The organism is Sphingobacterium sp. 40-24 (genome assembly GCF_001899705.1).
Classification (GTDB): Bacteria; Bacteroidota; Bacteroidia; order Sphingobacteriales; family Sphingobacteriaceae; genus Sphingobacterium; species Sphingobacterium multivorum.
In genome coordinates this window covers 14,691-34,237 of sequence record NZ_MKWH01000006.1, presented here as the reverse complement: position 1 = coordinate 34,237, position 19,547 = coordinate 14,691, and the positions used below count along the sequence as shown (strand labels likewise).

Annotated in this window: 17 protein-coding genes; 9 read left to right on the top strand and 8 right to left on the bottom strand. The window is 40.2% G+C overall.

The window, feature by feature from the left end; translation table 11 throughout:
• Positions 1–348: 348 nt before the first annotated feature.
• Positions 349–1,218 (top strand): DMT family transporter, encoded by an 870-nt coding sequence (locus tag BGP15_RS01480; protein WP_204991028.1) that lies wholly within the window; start codon positions 349–351, stop codon positions 1,216–1,218.
• Between the two features lie 170 nt (positions 1,219–1,388).
• On the opposite strand, the gene BGP15_RS01475 is transcribed toward BGP15_RS01480, so the two are convergent.
• Positions 1,389–3,068 (bottom strand): FAD-binding dehydrogenase, encoded by a 1,680-nt coding sequence (locus tag BGP15_RS01475; protein WP_286768521.1) that lies wholly within the window; start codon positions 3,066–3,068, stop codon positions 1,389–1,391.
• 331 nt (positions 3,069–3,399) lie between these two features.
• On the opposite strand from BGP15_RS01475, the gene BGP15_RS01470 reads away from it, so the two are divergent.
• Positions 3,400–4,383, top strand: a complete 984-nt coding sequence (locus tag BGP15_RS01470; RefSeq protein WP_046675368.1) for an aldo/keto reductase — start codon at positions 3,400–3,402, stop codon at positions 4,381–4,383.
• 6 nt (positions 4,384–4,389) lie between these two features.
• Positions 4,390–5,370, top strand: a complete 981-nt coding sequence (locus BGP15_RS01465) for a cyclase family protein (RefSeq protein ID WP_286768520.1) — start codon at positions 4,390–4,392, stop codon at positions 5,368–5,370.
• 283 nt (positions 5,371–5,653) lie between these two features.
• On the opposite strand, the gene BGP15_RS01460 is transcribed toward BGP15_RS01465, so the two are convergent.
• The 3 genes from BGP15_RS01460 to BGP15_RS01450 all read right to left on the bottom strand — a co-directional run bounded on the left by BGP15_RS01460 (position 5,654) and on the right by BGP15_RS01450 (position 8,191).
• Entirely contained in the window at positions 5,654–6,640 is a 987-nt protein-coding gene (locus tag BGP15_RS01460) for a Gfo/Idh/MocA family protein (protein ID WP_286768519.1), read from the bottom strand.
• 92 nt (positions 6,641–6,732) lie between these two features.
• The gene (locus BGP15_RS01455; protein WP_046675604.1) at positions 6,733–7,215 is read right to left on the bottom strand and encodes a YdeI/OmpD-associated family protein; all 483 of its coding nucleotides are present in this window, start codon (positions 7,213–7,215) and stop codon (positions 6,733–6,735) included.
• Positions 7,216–7,234: 19 nt separating this feature from the next.
• On the bottom strand, positions 7,235–8,191 hold the full coding sequence (locus BGP15_RS01450) for an aldo/keto reductase (protein ID WP_286768598.1): 957 nt from the start codon (positions 8,189–8,191) through the stop codon (positions 7,235–7,237).
• A 308-nt stretch (positions 8,192–8,499) separates the two neighbouring features.
• Here BGP15_RS01450 and BGP15_RS01445 point away from each other — a divergent pair, with 308 nt between their 5' ends.
• From BGP15_RS01445 to BGP15_RS01435, 3 genes are all read left to right on the top strand, one after another.
• Positions 8,500–9,540: a sensor histidine kinase gene (locus BGP15_RS01445; protein WP_286768518.1), complete on the top strand. Its 1,041-nt coding sequence runs from the start codon at positions 8,500–8,502 to the stop codon at positions 9,538–9,540.
• Complete coding sequence (locus BGP15_RS01440) at positions 9,530–10,219, top strand: LytR/AlgR family response regulator transcription factor (RefSeq protein ID WP_286753693.1); 690 nt, start codon at positions 9,530–9,532, stop codon at positions 10,217–10,219. The genes BGP15_RS01445 and BGP15_RS01440 overlap by 11 nt, the downstream gene beginning before the upstream one ends.
• Before the next feature lie 154 nt (positions 10,220–10,373).
• Positions 10,374–12,905, top strand: coding sequence for a TonB-dependent receptor (locus tag BGP15_RS01435; RefSeq protein ID WP_286768517.1), 2,532 nt, complete (start codon positions 10,374–10,376; stop codon positions 12,903–12,905).
• Positions 12,906–12,983: 78 nt separating this feature from the next.
• Here the strand turns inward: BGP15_RS01435 and BGP15_RS01430 are convergent, their stop codons facing one another.
• From BGP15_RS01430 to BGP15_RS01420, 3 genes are all read right to left on the bottom strand, one after another.
• Positions 12,984–13,694, bottom strand: coding sequence for an HAD family hydrolase (locus BGP15_RS01430; RefSeq protein WP_159333110.1), 711 nt, complete (start codon positions 13,692–13,694; stop codon positions 12,984–12,986).
• 99 nt (positions 13,695–13,793) lie between these two features.
• Entirely contained in the window at positions 13,794–14,243 is a 450-nt protein-coding gene (locus BGP15_RS01425; RefSeq protein ID WP_159333111.1) for a DoxX family protein, read from the bottom strand.
• Between the two features lie 52 nt (positions 14,244–14,295).
• Positions 14,296–14,862 carry a Crp/Fnr family transcriptional regulator gene (locus BGP15_RS01420; protein ID WP_070567992.1) on the bottom strand — a complete coding sequence of 189 codons (567 nt, stop codon included), beginning with the start codon at positions 14,860–14,862 and terminating at the stop codon, positions 14,296–14,298.
• A 144-nt stretch (positions 14,863–15,006) separates the two neighbouring features.
• Between BGP15_RS01420 and BGP15_RS01415 the strand changes: the two genes are divergently transcribed.
• Both BGP15_RS01415 and BGP15_RS01410 read left to right on the top strand, forming a co-directional pair.
• Complete coding sequence (locus tag BGP15_RS01415) at positions 15,007–16,068, top strand: hypothetical protein (RefSeq protein ID WP_286768516.1); 1,062 nt, start codon at positions 15,007–15,009, stop codon at positions 16,066–16,068.
• Positions 16,069–16,323: 255 nt separating this feature from the next.
• Positions 16,324–17,175, top strand: a complete 852-nt coding sequence (locus BGP15_RS01410; RefSeq protein WP_286768515.1) for a helix-turn-helix domain-containing protein — start codon at positions 16,324–16,326, stop codon at positions 17,173–17,175.
• Between the two features lie 58 nt (positions 17,176–17,233).
• Here the strand turns inward: BGP15_RS01410 and BGP15_RS01405 are convergent, their stop codons facing one another.
• Complete coding sequence (locus tag BGP15_RS01405) at positions 17,234–18,820, bottom strand: glycoside hydrolase family 16 protein (protein WP_286768514.1); 1,587 nt, start codon at positions 18,818–18,820, stop codon at positions 17,234–17,236.
• A 263-nt stretch (positions 18,821–19,083) separates the two neighbouring features.
• On the opposite strand from BGP15_RS01405, the gene BGP15_RS01400 reads away from it, so the two are divergent.
• Positions 19,084–19,455, top strand: a complete 372-nt coding sequence (locus BGP15_RS01400) for a nuclear transport factor 2 family protein (RefSeq protein ID WP_070568001.1) — start codon at positions 19,084–19,086, stop codon at positions 19,453–19,455.
• Positions 19,456–19,547: the final 92 nt, after the last annotated feature.

The window sequence follows — 19,547 nt, the reverse complement described above, 5'->3', positions numbered from 1 at the left end:
TGTTTAGTTTGGTTTATATTGATATTGCATATTCAATACTAGGAAGACGATTATCTTGGGCATCCCCCTAGTGAGATCACTAATATAAGATTTAGTCTTTAGGATGAAGAATATTAATCCAACAAAATGGCTGAAATAAAGGACTTTGAATACCGTAGATAATTTCTATATTTGTTAAAAACTAGCATAAAACCATGGACCGAAGAACTTGTCTTTCTCCACCAGCAAAATAACATAGCGCAATGTCAAACGAATAATGATATCTGATCAGGAGCAAATTCGGATGATACAAGGATTAACTATTTATTTAGCTTTTAAATTTCCCTTTATGGGAAAGACATTTTTTTTATGAAAAAATCATATTTAGTACTTCATACCGCGGTACTGCTCGCAGGCTTCACCGGAGTTTTCGGCAAACTCATTACCCTCAATCAGATACCACTCGTGTGGTTTAGGGTTTTACTTTCAACACTTATTCTTTTCGTTGTCCTCAAATTATTCAAGATTGAGCGATTAAAATCGACAAAAGATATACTGAATATTGCAAGAGGTGGATTATTGCTCACCATCCATTGGATATTTTTCTATGGAAGTATCAAGTTTTCCAATATTTCCATTGGCGTAGTGTGCTATTGCCTGACCAGTTTTTTCACAGCCATTCTAGAACCTATCATCAATAAAAAAAGATTTAGTGCGGCGCAGCTGATGTTAAGCATGTTGACCTTGATCGGAATCAGTTTAATCTTTCATTTTGATAGCTCTTATCAAGTGGGCATTATTTTGGGTGTAATTTCAACTATTTTCGCGGCCCTATATACCATCTACAATGAGCGATTGGTCAAACAATATGATAGTAAATTACTCAACTATTATCAAATGCTTAGTGGAACCATTGTATTGGGACTTGGACTGCCTATTTTCTATTATTTATTTCCCACCGAACGTTTTATACCAAGCTTTTCTGATGGGATCTATTTAATCTTGCTGTCTTTATTTTGTACGGTTGGTCTTTATGTTCTTTTTGCCGAATCACTCAAGAAGCTATCTGCATTTACGGTCAATTTGAGTTTCAATCTTGAGCCCATCTATTCGATTATCATTGCTTTTTTATTCTTCAACGAAGGCAAACAAGTCAATGCTTCTTTCTATGTGGGGCTCGCTTTTGTACTTGTTTCTGTTCTTCTTCAAACGCTGCGTTCTATCCAGAAAAAAACTTAATAATTTCTTACTCTGATCTGAATAGGCAAACATCGCATTGATTGCCTACTAGAAATGTTGTTTTAACGTTAAATGTAACCACCGATGGCTTGGGCCGACGCTATCCGGCAACAACATCGGATGGAAAAGCTGGCATTATAAAGAAAAGGATCGACTTTCATAAACATTTTTTAGGTAAATGCTGCCTTTGGCAAACGCGCAATATGTTGTCCGGCTTTCATGCCTGAGAATATACAACCGCCCAAGAAAGTACCTTCTAACGCTCGATAACCATGCATGCCGCCACCACCAAATCCAGCCACCTCGCCTGCTGCATACAAACCCGCTATCACCTTGTTATCCTTTGTTAGTACTTGCGAATGGAGATTCGTTTTGAGACCGCCTAAGGTTTTACGCGTCAACACATGGAGACGTACCGCAATGAGCGGTCCATTTTCCGGCGCCAGGATTTTATGGAGGGCTGCCACCCGACCTAATTTATCACCAAGGTAGTTTCGTGTATTTCGAATGTAATTTACTTGCGTATCCTTTGAAAACTTATTATCGACCTCCCGGTCACGCGCTTCAATTTGCGTTTTAATCGTTTCATAATCCAAAAGATCTTCGCCTGTCAAACGATTCATACGAGCGACCAGATCCTTTAGATTGTCCGAAACAATAAAATCAGGTCCCTTTTCCTTAAAAGCCTCAACTGGTCCAGGTGCATTTTTCCCAAAAATGCGTTTCAAAAATAACCGATAATCCTTGTCGGTAATATCTGGATTCTGTTCTGAACCTGAAAGAGCACACTCCTTTTTGATAATCTTCTGTGTCAGGATAAACCAGGAATAAGAAAAGCCTGTTTCTTGCAGGTGCCTGAGTGTACCCAAGGTATCAAATCCAGGTAAATAAGGAGCTGGAAGCCTATTACCGCGGGCATCAAACCACAATGAAGACGGCCCAGGTAAAATACGGATGCCGTGCATAGGCCATATTGGATTCCAATTTTCAATCCCTTCCGTATAATGCCACATGCGATCGCGGTTTATCATATGAGCCCCAACCTCTTCGGCAATTCCAATCATTTTTCCATCGACATAGGCGGGAACACCTGAAATCATTTGCACTGGTGCTTTCCCTAATCGTTCAGGCCAATTTTCGCGTACCAATTGATGATTTGCTCCAATCCCTCCCGAAGCAATAACGACCTGATCTGCATAATATTCAAACGCTGCAAGAATATTTCTGTTGGTAGCAACACCCCTTGCTTTGTTATCATCTTCCAAAACATCGCCCGCAATTCCGATGACCGCGCCATCTTGCGTTAGCAATTTTGTCACGCGATGTCGAAAGCAAAACCGCAGCAAACCTTTTTCCTGCGCAGCAAAAGCTTTATCCACAAAAGGTTTCACAACGCCAGTTCCAGTCCCCCAACTAACATGAAATCTAGGAACGGAATTACCATGCCCCGAGGCCGATCCGTCACCGCGCTCAGCCCAACCGACCATAAACATCAGCTTAATACCGAGCTTAGCGACGTAAGCAGCCTTCTCTTCCGTCGCAAATTTCAGGTAGGCCTCTGCCCATTGTCGCGGCCAATAATCCTCCTCGCGGTCAAACCCTGCAGTTCCCATCCAGTCCTGCCGAGCCAGTTCAAAAGAATCCTTGATGCCCATGCGACGTTGTTGAGATGAATTGACAAGAAAAAGCCCACCAAAGGACCAATAGGCCTGACCACCAAGATTTTCAGCTGTTTCCTGATCCACAAGAAGCACTTTCTTACCAGCATTGGTAACCTCCATTGCTGCTGTAAGCCCTGCTAAACCCGCTCCGATAATAATCACATCAGGTTTAAATTGTTCTGTTTGCATAGATATTCTTTTACTGAACGGTTATCCCAATAAAAATGTAAGTGCTCACAAGACCTACCACACTATATAAATCTACTAGTTTGTGTAGGAATGTACAAGAAAAAGTTAACAGAAATCTGCTGGCGCTTTTCAAAAAAAGACGCTAGTATTATATCACAAAAATAATAGAATAACCTAATTTAAATTATTTTAATAATAAAAAATAGCGTTATAACTTTGTGCCATCAATCATTCAGATAATAGTAGGCATCCTTTCGAACAGATTTATTTGGTAAAAAAAGGTGCATCAGAACGACAAATAAAATTTAACAAGAGACATAAAAAATAAAAAATGGAATACAGAAAATTAGGAAAAACAGATTTAGAATTATCAGCAATTACGTACGGAGCTTTTGCAATTGGCGGCAACATGTGGGGCGGCAATGAAAAGAAAGATTCTATTGATTCTGTGAAAGCATCGATCGACAACGGTGTCACTACATTAGATACAGCCCCGTTTTATGGCTTTGGTTTGAGTGAAGAAATGATCGGTGCGGCAATTCAAGGTTATGATCGGACCAAAATACAGGTATTGACCAAATTTGGTTTGGTATGGGACGGTAGTAACCAAGGAAAAGGTGAATTTTTCTTTGACGCAGAAGAAGCTGGTAAAACTATTCCAGTTTATAAATATGCATCAAAAGCTAGTGTAATTCAGGAAGTAGAGAATAGCCTAAAACGCTTACGCACCGACTATATCGATCTACTACAGATTCACTGGCCAGATAGTACAACTCCGATTTCCGAAACGATGGAAGCCTTGGATCTTCTTTTACAACAAGGTAAGATCCGTGCTGCCGGCGTCAGCAATTATAGCGTTGATCAAGTTTCAGAAGCACGAAAAACCCTCAATATAGCGAGTAATCAAGTTGGTTACAGCATGCTGAACCGAGGTATCGAACAGGACCTTGTTCCTTACGCAAAGGAAAATGATCTGGGTATCATTGTATATAGCCCTATGGAGCGTGGTTTGTTAACCGGTAAATATTTCAATACTGGTAAATTAAAAGAAAACGATCACCGCAATGGTTATTTCCAACAATTTGATCTGGCCAAGGTAAAGACCTTCTTGGATACCATCAGTCCAATTGCCGCAAACAAAGGTGTCACGCTTTCCCAATTGGTATTACGCTGGACTAGTTTGCAGCCGGCGATCACTGTGGTCTTGGCAGGTGCCCGAAATGCAGAGCAGGCCATCGCAAATGCGCAGGCCATCGACATCACGCTTACCGCAGAAGAACTATCCTTTATCAATCTTGCATTAGCAAAAATTTAATATTCAATGATGAAAAAATTCAATCAGTTGACAGTACTCCTCATGGGGGTACTGTCACTCACAGCATTGCAAAGCAATGCGCAAAATAAAACACTGTTGGTAGACCCAACAGATAGTACATGGCATCATGCTGCTTATGGTAAGAACGACGAGATCGGAGCTGCCAATTTAATATCACCAAAATTGGTGCTACAGTCATTAAAACTTGTCAAAAAGGGAAAAACTGTCCCTCTTGCTGTCCCTGTAAACAAACAGCTCCCAGCTTTCCGCCACCGTAGTTTTAACTTGTATAATATACAACCCGGAGAACAGGCTGGTGCAACACTTGGTCCCAATAAATTCACTTTCAACGACGAATTGGTAAATGCCTGGACCGGTGTCGGCACCCAATTGAACGGTATTGGACATATCGGAATCAACAATATCTACTACAATGGCAACAAAGCGCAGGATTTCGTTACGGTAGAAGGCGTTAAAAAACTTGGAATAGAAAAAGTCCCACCACTGGTAACCCGTGCTATTGTCTTGGATATGACAGCCTATTATGGAAAAGATATCGTTCCCGGTGGTACAGAATTTACCGTTGAAGCCATTCAATCGGTGTTAAAAAAACGAGGGATCACGATCAAAAAAGGTGACATCGTCTTATTCAACACGGGCTGGTTGGAATTGATCGGCAACAACAACCAACAGTTCCTGGAAACTGAACCCGGTATCGGCATGGATGCAGCAAAATGGCTAGCAGATCAAGGTATCGTTGCTTTTGGTGGTGACACGTGGGCATCTGAAGTATATCCAAACCCCAATACCAACGAGGAATTTCCAATCAATCAGTTTTTATTGGCCAAACGTGGCATATACAATCTTGAATTAATCGATACACGCCCCTTGGTAAAAGAAAAAGTCTGGGAATTTCTATTTGTCCTTGGACAGCCCTTATATGTAGGATCCACACAGGTCAATGTCAATCCAGTAGCGATCTATTAATTGCTTTTAAGATCAGTTCGGTACACCTCTTTATGGCACCAACTTAGAACTCATTGCTCCAATGGGTCCATTCAAAAGAAGAATACTTAATAAAACCTTCATAACTTCGCAGACACTAACAGCAATGAAAGCAAACTGAAGGTTCTTTGTGGCCAATAAGATCAGACACTGTCAGAAAAATTAAGCCTATTTGGAAGACCAAAATCATAACTATCTTCCAAATAGGCTTTCCATTATACATGCTTCATCCTTAAAGACTACAGCTTATCAGCAAAGCAAAATATTATTGCCTTATTGTCGAAAAGTTATCGATGATCTGCATCAGGACCAAGGCTTCCTCAATCGGAGATGGATTTGGCCCGATGCCGCTAAAATAGTCTACCGCACGCGAAATCATCGGCAATTGAATATTTTCGGGATGGTCAAATCTGAATTCCTGCTCTCCATCCCCTGTTTTGATAACAATTGAATTTCCAAAAATGGAAAAAGTAATATGACCAAGGCTTCCAACAATTTCACAACTGTCTACCTGATTTTCTTTGGCAACATTAAAACACCAACTTCCATTAAAAACAAGCTGGTTATTAAATAAAATGGTCCCTGTGGTCTGATCGGCAACAGCACTGTCCTTATCCTGAATTAAGCTAAAACCATCGTATGAAATCGGCATTCCAAAAAAATAGAGCATCAAATCCAATTGATGAGGGGCTAAATCAAAAAAGTAGCCGCCGCCCGAAACAGCAGGATCAGTACGCCAATCTCCGCCACTTTTAGTTACCAGGTCGGGCGTTCTGCTTTGCCATAAACGGAGTTGCACCGTCCTTAGCTGGCCAATTTCACCGTTTTCAACAAGCTCTTTAACCTTTAGAAACAAAGGCAATTGTCTACGGTAATGCGCAACAACCAATTTCCCGTTCCTGTTTTTTACTTCCGCCAATAATGATTCAGCCTCTATCGCATTTAACGTAACGGGCTTTTCAACGTAAACAGATTTCCCTTTACGAAGGGCTGATAGTGCATACGCGAGATGAGAGGACGGTGGCGTTGCGACATAAATCGCATTGAGATCGATATTATCAAGTAAATCGTCAGCGTCTGAATACCATAGGGGTACCTGATGTCGCTTAGCATAATCAGCAGCTTTCGCCGCATCCCTTCGCATGACAGCCATTAGCTGACTATTATTTATCCGATTAAACGCAGGTCCACTTTTTTTTTCTGTGACATCACCACAGCCGATGATACCCCATACTATTTTAGGATTGTCCATAAGTATATTCAAATTATCACTAAAATTCTAACCAATCCTCCCTATATCTGGCCGTAATTACAGGACATACATGGAAGTACTGGTCTGAGTTCTTAGGGCTTTTCACGCCCCACAAATCGATTTTTACCCAATAGAAAACCGATCGCCCTTTCGATGTTTTTTCTTCGACTATCCGCAGTTTTTAAGTTAGAAATATAACGGATAATTTCCTTTTGCTTTGATGGAGACAATCCATCAAATACCTTTAGTGCATCCTTATTTAGCGCAAATGCTGCTTCGAGTTCTGGATGAGGCAAAATAGTCCGGTCTTCCGGATCAAAAGCGATTGTTATGGTTAAGGTCTCGCCGATTCGTTTCGGCGAGTTCGCCAATATAACCGTGTTAATGTACAGTCTCCATTCCCCCTGAAATCGCAGCAAGGTCTGAACATAATCTTTTTCATTAACTTTTCCCTTCACAGGAATATAACCTTTGTTCATTCCCGCATCCTTAAATAGGTTTTCCAGAATATCAGCAGGAACAAAAACAAAAGGATTGATACCGATAATTTCCAATTGTGCTTCAAAAGCAAACATGACACGATCAATTAGGTGATTAATTATACTTCAGAATAGCATCAATAAGTGCCAATTCATCCGCCGTAAAGTCTAGCCTGTCCAGGGCCTTGAGTGAATCAACCAGTTGCTCACTATTTCTCGCCCCTACCAAAACGGAGCTTACACGTTCATCTTTCAACAACCATGCAATTGCCATTTGAGCCAATGTTTGGCCTCTTTGTATCGCCAGATTATTCAACCGGTCTATCTTCTCCATCAATTCAGCAGTGATCATGTCACTTTTCAAAAAATGCTCTTTCGAAGCGCGCGAATCTGCCGGAATGCCACCTAAGTATTTATTGGTCAACAGTCCCTGTGCCAAAGGAGAGAAAGCGATCGCTCCGATTCCTTCTGCCTGCAGCACATCCAAAAGCCCCTCCTCAGGTGTCCGCACCAACATCGAATATTTAGGCTGATGAATAAGGCATGGTGTCCCCATTGCACGCAATAACGCAGCAGCTTTCTGAGCAAGATCAGGAGGATAATTGGACAAACCCACATAGCAGGCCTTTCCTTGATGAACAATATCTCGCAATGCGACCATCGTCTCTTCCAACGGTGTATTCGGATCCGGTCGATGATGGTAAAATATATCCACATAATCGAGCTTCATCCGTTTTAAGCTCTGGTGTAAGCTGGCCATCAAATATTTACGACTTCCCCAGTCACCATACGGACCCGGCCACATGGTATATCCCGCTTTAGTGGAAATTAAAAGTTCATCACGATAGCCCACAAAATCGCTACGCAATATATGTCCAAAGTTCTCTTCTACACTTCCCGGAGGCGGACCATAATTATTGGCAAGGTCAAAATGGGTAATCCCGTGATCAAAAGCGGTCACCAAGGTTTTGCGGAACACCGCTTGAATATCGGTTTCACCAAAATTTTGCCAAAGCCCCAATGAAATGGCTGGCAAGAGAATGCCACTCTTCCCACAGCGTCTGTAGGGCATATGCTGATATCGGTTTGGATTGAACGTCACGTTACAAAGTTTATACCTGCAAAATACAAAACTATTTCCAACAGTCCAGCCTATTTCCCGTTTTCGTGTTCTTTCCTGAACCTCTTTTTAACATCATTTCATTTAATAGCTGCTCATGTTTATAACACCATATCGATTGACAACAGATCATGATAACCTTCGGAGAACAGCTTTGATGAATAATTGTTTTTACCTATAAACGTATTTATATTGCATATAAAAAGCAATTTATCTAAGTTTGGTCTTATCCAAAAGTAAGGGGATTAATTAGATATAACATGATCGGCAGATTCTTCAGAAAATTCTATTTACATATTGTCATCTGGACCATATTACTGCTTTTGCCCTTTATTACGTACCTCTACCAGCCGGATAAAATCGCGGATTTCAAGCCTTATTCGGCATTATCGCATTTAGTAAATATTGTGTTCCTGGCTACTCATTTTTACTTGCACTGCTACGTTGTTGCACCTACCTATTTTTTTGGTCGCAGAAAGATCTTTGTACTATTAATGGCACTTGGATTCGCCACCTATGTAGCACTGAACTACTGTATAGTCTATTTTAATCCAGATGGGGAGCTCGCTCATCTGACCAAGGAAAATATTCTTTTCGTACGATTAGTTATCGGCCCGGGCATTATTTACTCACTCTGTATGATCACCTCTTCGATGATCTTTCTCTACGATGAGCAAGCCCGACAAAAGGAGCTCAACAAACAGATTGCGCTTGAAAAAACAACGGCAGAACTAACGATGTTAAAACTTCAGATCAGCCCACATTTCCTATTCAATACGCTCAATAATATCCGTTGGCTCATTCGTAAACAATCATCAGATTCCGAAGACACTATTGTTAAGTTGTCCGAAATGCTACGCTACATACTTTACGAAGTAGACGGCCCCAAAGTCGAACTTTTTAAAGAGATCGACCATATGCGCAATTTTATCGCCTTACAGACCCTTCGTCTTCCTATTCAAGGAAATGTGGCACTAGATATCGAAGACAGAGTCAAAAATAGAATGATCCCCCCATTACTCTTCATCCATTTTGTGGAAAATGCATTCAAGTATGGTGTGGATAGCAAAACTGAACCACAGATACAGTTTCAATTTCAGGAGACTCCAGGTGGCATTATCTTTATATCCCGAAATAGCATTTTACAACATACGGAACCGCGTCCAAACGAAGGGATAGGACTGACCAATGTACGCAGACGATTACAATTATTGTATCCCAACCGACATGACCTCAGGATCGGAAAAACCGATGCTGGAGATTTCGAAGTGACTTTAAAACTGATGACCGATGAAGATTAAATGTATATTAATCGATGATGAACCCTTTGCGCTCAACATTTTAGAAGACGACTTATTGAATTTTGAGCAAATCGAAGTCGCCCGTAAATTTAATGCGACGGCCGAAGCTGAAGACTATTTAAAAGATCACGCTATCGATCTGATTTTTCTGGATATTGAAATGCCCGATCAATTGGGTACGCAGTTTATTCGCGAACTCACCCCACGCCCCTTAGTTATCTTCACCACGGCCTATCACCAATATGCTGTTGAAGGTTTCGAGCTAAATGCCGTAGATTATCTGCTTAAACCCATTTCAAAAGAACGACTCGCAGCCGCAGTCCGAAAAGTGGAAGAAAGTATGCTGCTCCGTGCAAAACAGCTACCCGAACAGGATCATATTATCGTCAATGTAGAATACAAAAAGACGAAAATTTTCCTCCATGAAATCAGCTACATCGAAGGCTTGAAAGACTATGTGAAAATATACCTGGTCGACCGTGAATCGCCACTTCTTACGCGCAGCAACCTCCGAGGGATGGAAAAAATATTACCTACAGTCGATTTTCTACGCATACATAATTCTTTTATTGTCAACAAAAATCGTATTGAACAGATCGGTCAAAGCAAACTCACCTTACCCGAAACTGCCCTTCCTATCGGTAAAAAATATATTAAAAATATCGAACAGTTTATCTAATGCTACAGGTACAAATTGAATCGATACAACTATCCGTTCGTCTACACATTCGCCGCTTCGGTCTACAGATGATTGCATAGCTAAAAAATCCTTTTCAAATTTGCGTACTATCGAACAGCTTAATCCGCGTAGCCGATAGCATAGCAAAGAAAAAATGAAAAGATTTATAGCAATAGCATTAATGGCAACTGCGGTTGCTTCTGTACACGCTCAAGCCCCTGCTGGCGGTCGTCCTGCTTTCGCCATGTCCGAAGGCCAGCTCTCCGGCCAAATTGTGGACGACAACGGGAAACCGATCGCACAAGCTTCCGTGAATTTATTGAAGGTCATCAAGGATCAAGCTACAGGTAAAGAAAGGGAAATTCTCGTAAAAAGTACCAGCTCTTCAGAAAATGGAAAATTCAATTTCGCAGCCATTTCACCAAAAGAAAAATGGAAGCTAAAAATTAGCTCTGTAGGCTATGCACCGATCGATCTAGCTGTAGACTATAGCGATAGCAAAACAACAACCAAAGATCTCGGCGCGATCAAACTGGAAAATGACAACCGTAAGCTCGATGAAGTCACCGTGACTGGCCGCAAGGCATTACTCGAAATGGATATCGACAAAAAAGTCTTCAACGTAGAGAAAAATATCGTCGCGGCCGGTGGTACAGCAATCGATGTACTCCGCAATATGCCTTCTGTACAAGTAGATATCGACGGTAATGTAAAATTGAGAAATGCAGCGCCAACGATTTTTGTTGACGGAAAACCGACCACGCTTACACCGGATCAAATTCCGGCTGATGTCATTGATAAAATCGAGATCATCACAAATCCATCTGCCAAATACGACGCTTCTGGAAGTATGGCCGGTATCCTCAATATTATTCTGAAAAAAAATAAGAAAGCCGGATACAATGGTATGGTCACCTTAGGTGGCGACCGCTTTGGCGGGACCAACTTTATGGGTAGTTTAAATCTGCGTCAGAATAAATTCAACATCTCACTGACGGGAATGAATATGCGCATGCGGACCAACACCGAGGGCGACAGCCACCGTACCAGTACAATTAATGGCATAGAATCGACAGTAGATCAAGATATCGAGGGCAAAACAAAAGGTATGATTACCTTTGGCCGGCTTGGCGTAGATTACGACTTAAGTCCCAAAACAACGCTATCTGTCGCCGGAGTGTTGGTTCAGGGTAAATTTAAGCCTAATGAAAATTCAGCAATTTCCACCACTTCAGGGGGCAGTACTTCAATGAGCGATCGCATTTCCGAATCTGAAAGAAGCTTTAAACCACGTGGCCTGCAAGCTGGTCTCGTCCAAAAATTCAAAACTGAAGGCGAAGAATTGTCTGTCGATTTCAATTACTTTGGCGGTAATAACACCTCAAATGGTCTATATACGACCAATTATCGCAATGCCAGCGATGAGGTCAGCGGAACGCAGATCCAAAAAAACAACGGCTCCGGCAACAATAAATTTATGACTGTGCAGGCAGATTATGTCAAACCGTTCAAAAATGGCATGAAACTCGAGACCGGTGTGCGTGCCCAGATCAATAAACTCAAAAACCTCAACACGAATTCCTTAAAAGCAGTGGATAAGGAGGATTTTGAAAATATCACCGCAGCTTCAGCGAACTATAATAACAAAAACAGCGTCTATGCAGCTTATGCCTCACTTGGAGGAAATCTCAAAGACTGGGTATCCTATAAAGTTGGGTTGCGCGCAGAAAGCTCAACGTACGACGGCGAACTTTTGAATACAAATGAAAAGTTTCACAACAAGTACCCCCTTAGCTTATTTCCTTCTTTGTTCCTGAGCAAAAAGCTAACCGAAAAAGACCAAATACAGATGAGCGTAACCCGTCGTGTCAACCGTCCGAACTTCTTTCAGCTTATCCCTTTTGTTGACTACACAGACAGCTTAAATATTACACGTGGTAACCCCGATCTTGTACCAGAATTCACCACTTCGGGCGAACTTTCTTACAGTCGTACACATGGAAAAGGTACATTTTTGGCAACGGTATACTATAAATCTACAAACAACCTAATTACACGTTACCTGACACAGGAACTCAATCCGGTGACGAACAAAATGGACTTCATTAATACCTATATCAATGCCAATTCCAGCAAAAATTATGGGGCCGAATTCACGTATACCAATAATCTCAAAAAATGGTGGGATCTGACAGCAGACCTCAACTTCTACAATTCTAAAATTGAAGTTGATGAGAAAACACCATCGGAAGGTATGTGGACAGTATTTGGAAAATTGAACAATACATTCAACTTACAGAAAAACTGGAACCTACAGCTTGCTTTTGAATATCAAGGTAAAACAAATATGCCAGTTACACAGGGCCAGACATTCGGCCCACCAATGAACCAGGCACAAAGCTCTTCCCAAGGCTATATCAAACCATTCTATGGTATCGACTTTGCCATCAAGAAAAGCTTCTTGAAAAATCAGGCTGCCTCCGCAACATTGGCCATCAATGATATCTTCAGAACACGTGGCAATACCATTGTTTCATCGGGTGAAGGATTCTCTCAAACCTATTATCGACTTTCCAATCCGCAGTTGATCAAATTGAATCTTTCCTACCGTTTCGGAAAAATGGATATGAACATGTTTAAGAAAAACAAAAACCAGAATTCAATGGAAGGCATACAAATGCAATAGCATGTGGATCATATCGCAATCAAAAGCGGGTATTTCCTACAAGAAATACCCGCTTTTTTATTCAACAGTGTCAAAGAACTAGACAACTGTATTGGAGATATTCTTCTTTTCAAGTATTGGAACAATTTCCAGTAGATCATCAATCACATAATCGGGATTTGCGGATTTGAGTTGAGCCACATTATGTGCACCGGTTGTGATACCGATACTTAAACCACAACCTGCTTGCTGCCCCTCCTGTATATCGATAATAGAATCTCCAATCTTTACGACAACACCTGGATCAGCAATTTCAAATTTTTGCATCGCTAATTCAATCATATCTGGATAGGGTCTGTTTCGAGGCACATCAGACGCTGTAATTAATGCATCTACATCCTTTCCTACTTTCCAGTTAAGCTTTTCTAAAAGCGACTCCGCAGTTTTTCGGTCATATCCCGTATTCAACACACGTAAGATATCACGGTCTTTCAATATGGCAAAAAGCTCCTCAGCATTCGTATTTGGATAAATTTCTTCTACTTCATAAGCATGCTCCAGCTCCCCTAAAAACAACGTAAACATGCGTTGTGCCAATTCATCATCAACAAGATTCAGGCTATTTTTAAGTACTGTTTTGATCGCTTGTAACTTTTCCTTACCTGCGCCATGCGCCAATACTTCCGTTAATGTAAGTTCATAGCCTCCTACCGTATTTATTGCATTTCTAAGCGTCTTATACACAATATTATTTTCGTTCACTGTCGTACCTGCCATGTCAAATACGATCATCTTAATTGCTTCTTTCATTTGATTAAACCTAAAAGTTTAGCAAAAATAAAAAATTGTTAAATAACACTAAACAATCCCATATTAATTTAATGCTATATTTTAGTTAAGAAACTTGATTTAACGAATCGCAAAATAATAAGTCCAAGCGATAAGCAAGATTTGAAACGGAATACGAAACCACAAATAGTTTGGACCAGGTCCATCGAAAGTAGCCGTCTCATAATTTATATGCTTCAAGTTTGCCCGGATATTTGTGGGCAATATCAACAGAAAAAAAACCAGCAAAAGTATCCCAGTCATACGGCTTACCTGTGGAACAAATAGCCCAATAGCAGCAAGGGCTTCCAACAGTCCGGTTGCATAGATCATTTCCTTTTTAAATGGAATAAATTCGGGCAGCATCAAGGTCATTCCCTCTGTATATAATAAATGCCCCAATGATGTAAACAGCAACATAACGGCTAGTGCTATTTTGCCAGAAAAAAAATAATCCACCGTGCCTTTCAACAACAGGGTACTTAAATTGGAGACAACAAAGACAACGATCAATACAAAAAATGGTTTCATCTTTTTTATAACAAAAATAGGTACCCTTCTTTTTGTTATCAATGAACATTTGTTAATAAATGCCTTTTCTGATTCGGCTCAATGATTGCGGTCTAATACCAATATAAGAAGCCAGATATTTTAAGGGAATATTGCGAATCAGCTCGGGCTGCTCACGCAACAAATTGATATACCTGGTTTTTGCCGAATCTTCGAGTAGCGTCAGTTCCCGTTTCATTTTTTTTAGAAAAATGTCCTCAACCGCTTTCCGACCAATTAGATTCCCAACCGTTGTTGTTTGATATACCGCATGGAGATCCTCAAACGATATCCGCCATAAAATACAATCCGTTATTGCCTCGAGATGATACGATGAAGGCTGCTGTGTCAAGAAGGAATCGTACCCACTTACAAAAGAGTTTTCAAAAGCGAATCCAAAAGTAAAATCATAGTCCAGTTTTGGGATATTGAAACGTACAATTCCTTTTTCAATAAAAGATAAATACTGTTCAGTTTTTCCGATTTCCAAAATCAGTGATTTTTTTGGAAACTCCATCTTAACAAGCTTAGCGGAAAATACTTCCCAGTCCGTATCATTCATGACAACGAGCGATTCGAAATATTCTCTGATCTTGTCCATGATCCTTATTTTTTAGGAGCAAGATAAAAACTTCTGTCCAAATATAGCGTAATGATTATTTACTATTTAATCGATTATTTATTTCAACAAACATACGGTCTATTTTACCAAAAAATATTAACTTAAATACTATAAACTTTAATCATGCTTATTCTTAACGAAAACGGTCCAGAACGTTGGCCTGCCTTTAGAAAATTAGGTTTTCGATTTTCTTTTATTTTCATTTTGTCGTTTATTCTTGTTTTCAACAACGGCACTTATCCATTATATGGCTATATCAGCTCTCCCCTCAACCATTTTATGCAAAAGTTGACTCCCTGGTTTGCAGAAAATATATTGGGCTATTCTTACGACCACAGCATCTTCATCAACGGAAGTGGGGATACCTCCTATGCCTGGATATCCTTATTGATCTTATTCCTACTAGCATTAGTCGGGGCAGCTTTATGGTCCATATTAGATCGAAAAAGAGCGAACTATAGGATCCTTTTTTACTGGTTAACCACAGCAATACGTTATTATGTTGCTTTTATGCTCATCAACTATGGTCTCATCAAAGTCTTCTATATGCAAATGCAGCCGCCGAGGTTAACACAACTCCTGCAGCCATTGGGCGAATATTCCCCCATGGGCCTCGCATGGACTTATATCGGTTATTCTCAAGGCTACAATATACTCATCGGTTCAATTGAAATATTATCTGGCCTATTGCTTTTCAGAAAAATGATGGTTTTGGGTGCACTTATTACGGTTGCGACAAGTATCAATATTATGGCTGTTAATTATTTTTATGATGTTCCTGTCAAAATGGTCTCCACAGCACTCCTGCTATTTTCCATATTTCTACTGCTTCCCTACTTAAAAGCATTGTGCGAAATTTTTATTTCAGGAAAACCTGTACAGTTACTTCCTATTCAACAACCCCTATTCAATAAAAGCTGGAAAAGAAAAAGTTTGTTTATCATCAAATTGGCCGTGTTACTTCTCTTTATAGTGCAACAGGGCATGGGCATATTAAGTACAAAAAAAATGATCGCTGAGTACCTAACGAAGTCACCACTATATGGAATCTACCGTATTGATCAAGCGGGAACACCACGCAAAACAATCCCCGAAAATTGGCGACTTATTGTTTTCGAAATTGATAACAATAAGGTCTTAATACGCAACACAGACTATAGCCCGCAAAGAGAGCGTTGTAATTGATGCTGCGGGGAAGAAAATCACCTTAAACAATTATCAATTTGATTATCAAATCAACCAAGATGGAAATATTCTTCTGACAAAAGCCTTCGATGACCATACAGCGCAAATTAAACTGATTAAACAAGACGTGCAAACTTTCGAATTAAAGCAGCGCAAGTTCCATTGGGTACAGGAATATCCCTATAATCGTTAGATAAGAATCGCAAAATTGAATAAACAAATCGTGCATTTAACGCCTCTCAGACCAAAATAACTATGTTTAATACTGCAAACATAACAACATGCGACGAACAGGTAGAGCATCTCGGTTTTTTATATCGAATGCGGAATATCAGAGTACACACCTGCCATATGCTCAAAAGCAAAGAGGTGCTGACCCTTATCTTAATACACTCGGGAGGAGGTATCCGTCAGATTGATCAGGGGCAACATAATATAATGGGTTATCAAATTCATTTAATGTTCCCTGGTCAGTCAAGTTCTTTCTATTTTTTCAAAGAAACCGCTGTTTATCATTTTAGAATTCCCTGGCAAAATTTTCAAAAATTATGTCATACGCTTTCAATCAACATAAAACTTCTTAAAGATTATCCGATACTTCAGATCGCAGCATATGAATTTGAGAGGCTTCGCTATGAATTCGATAAGATCCGTGAGGAACTCTATCGTTATCAGCCACTATTATCACTCATTTTATCACGTTTGGGTACTAGCTTACTAGAGATTAACCGCTCCTTAACCAAACACATCGATAATTTAGCACCATACACTTATCCAGCCATCCTGAATCGCTTTCTTGAATTAATAGAACTTCATTATAAACAAGAACACCATGTCGCTTATTACGCAAATTTATTGAATATAACTGCAACAACTCTTTGGTTGCAAACAATGCAATACATGGAGACTACCCCCCTCAAATTGATTCATAATCGTTTGTTAAAGGAAGCTATGCACCTGCTGCGTTTGGGGGCCAATCCAATCAAGACCACCCTGATTGAATTGGGTTTTGAGGACTCCGCTACGTTCTCTCATTTCTTCAAAAAACAGACAAATATGTCACCTTCAGCATATCAAAAGAAACATTTACCGCATAAAAAAACATAAAAATGGCTCCAACGTGATATACATGAAGCCAATATTTATTAAGAAAACCGCATTATAACTATCTTTTTTTCAATATGATATTATCCAAAAATGCGTTTTCCGTTCCTACATTGGTAAATCCGATCCGAACTATTTTTTTATTCGGATTGATCTCCTTGCCAGTGACAAAATTAACCGCCTGTTCTCCACCTCTCTTTCCTGAATCAGCTATTAAAGTCTTTAAAGTCGATAACTTTCCTGTTACGACAGCAACATCATCCACTTCCGCCTGAACTTTACCTCCTTTACTCCAATAGCCAAGCTTGAAGTCTTGTTGAGGATCCAAATAAACATATTGCTCTATTTTTTGACCCGGCGCAAGTACGACCGCTTTACTGCCTTTTTCTCCACGCCCTTCTTCGATGACCGCTGCTCCTTCCCAAGGTGCAAGGCCAGCCTTGCCCTCAAAATCCGGATTCGGCAGTTCATTACCATCCTTTAAAGGCCAATTATAAGCCCGAATATAATCGACCTCCATATTGACTCCGCCTTCAGAACCATAGGCTCCAAGAAATACATTCAAAAAGTGGTTGGGTGAATAAATCTGATTTTTATTCGTATACTCCTTGATCAGGTCTCCATTGATATAATGTTTAATACTGGTAGGTGTCCATAATACCCCATGTGTTACCCATTGTCCCACATGTTCATACCCCTCCGCAATATGTGTAGCAAGATTACGTTGAAATACCCCTTTTTGATCGACATGTCCATGTATCACAAATTGAGCTGTAATATACTCGAAAACGTCTATTTCAAAAAGCTGTCCCTTGGGACGAATGCCTTTAATTCCGTCCACTTCAGATCCTTCTTGAAGATAATAACGAATATCTGGTCCTGGTGAATCAAACCAAAAAGCTGTATTTGTTCCCTTTGGATTACCCTGGCGGTTGCGTCTCACCTTAACTTCAAAGTACCCACCTTTGCTGTTGTCCAATAGATTTTCATTGGACTTCCAATCGTAGGTTTGGATGGATGAAATCTTTTGGTTGCCACCCTCCGTAAAAATCCGCTTGGGAATGGTATCATTGACATACAGATTGATCGCTGATCCATTTAACGTATAAGCCGGTTGTGGCAAACGATCATGCAACATTTCATCCTTGGATTTTTCATTCAGATAGTTCAGGGACGAGAAATAGTTGGTCGTCCATTTATTCCGATTAAGTAACTGATCGTTAAATTCATCCTGCCAATAGACTTCCATACCAATAGGAACAGCTCTTGAGCTTGGATTCTTTTGCTCCTCATCGAGTTCAGTATCATCCAGCTGCCACTTCTTGCTCGTATACACTTTTTCATTCGCCAAGGATTTTCCTGTAGCAGATTCTATCCAGATATAATAGGTCGTTTCAGGCTCCACCTGCTGAATATAATAACGTTTGGCACCTTCTGCTAATATCGCATTGGCTGTTTGCGGTTTCTTATTCGTTTTTGCCCAAAAGACTTTCGCTCCGGACATGCTCGGTTGATTATCCTTCGTGTCTACACGGATCCAACTCCGGGTACCCAATAGCTGTAATGGCACAGTTGACCTTGTCGTTTGGGCTGATAACCCTAGCACTGACATTACCTGAATACCCGCAAGAAATAGATATTTTTTCACAATTTTCTTATTTTATAAACGAACAAACTATAGTCAATCTGCTTACGAACAGACTATAACCTTACGATAATAACGAGAATTATCAGCATTGACAACTCTGATCAAAACGCAACCGTTTGTTCAATTTAGCGATTCCAACAAATTGTGGGTCAATAACGGTTTATCTATCCTTACGGCAGATAAGACAGTTAAATTATGTATATTGCTTTAAGCGGTTTGGTTTGACAATTCCGTCAGATACATCGATTAATTTTTAATACAACATGAATACACTAGATAATTTTAATCAGCCTGCAGATCTTGCGCAACATTGGGTTGATGCCTGGAACCAACACGATCTAGATACAATTATGCGACACTATAGTGAAGACATTGACTTTCGCTCCCCCATTATTCAGAAAATGGGTGTGAATACGGCGGGAAATATAAAGAACAAAGAAGAATTAAAAGCTTATTTTAAAAGCGCACTGGAAAAATATCCAGAACTTCATTTTGAGCTTTACCACATACTTACGGGCGTAAACTCCATGGTACTTTTCTATAAAAGCGTCAACGATTCGCTTTCCGCGGAATATATGGAATTAGACGTACATGGAAAAATATGCAAAGTTTCAGCGCACTATAAGGGACTATAGTGAAAAATCTCCACAGGACGATGACTTGTGGAGATTTTTAGGTTAATTTAAGGTGATACTGATTGCCTGCTGGCTCAAAATTGGTTTCTGAA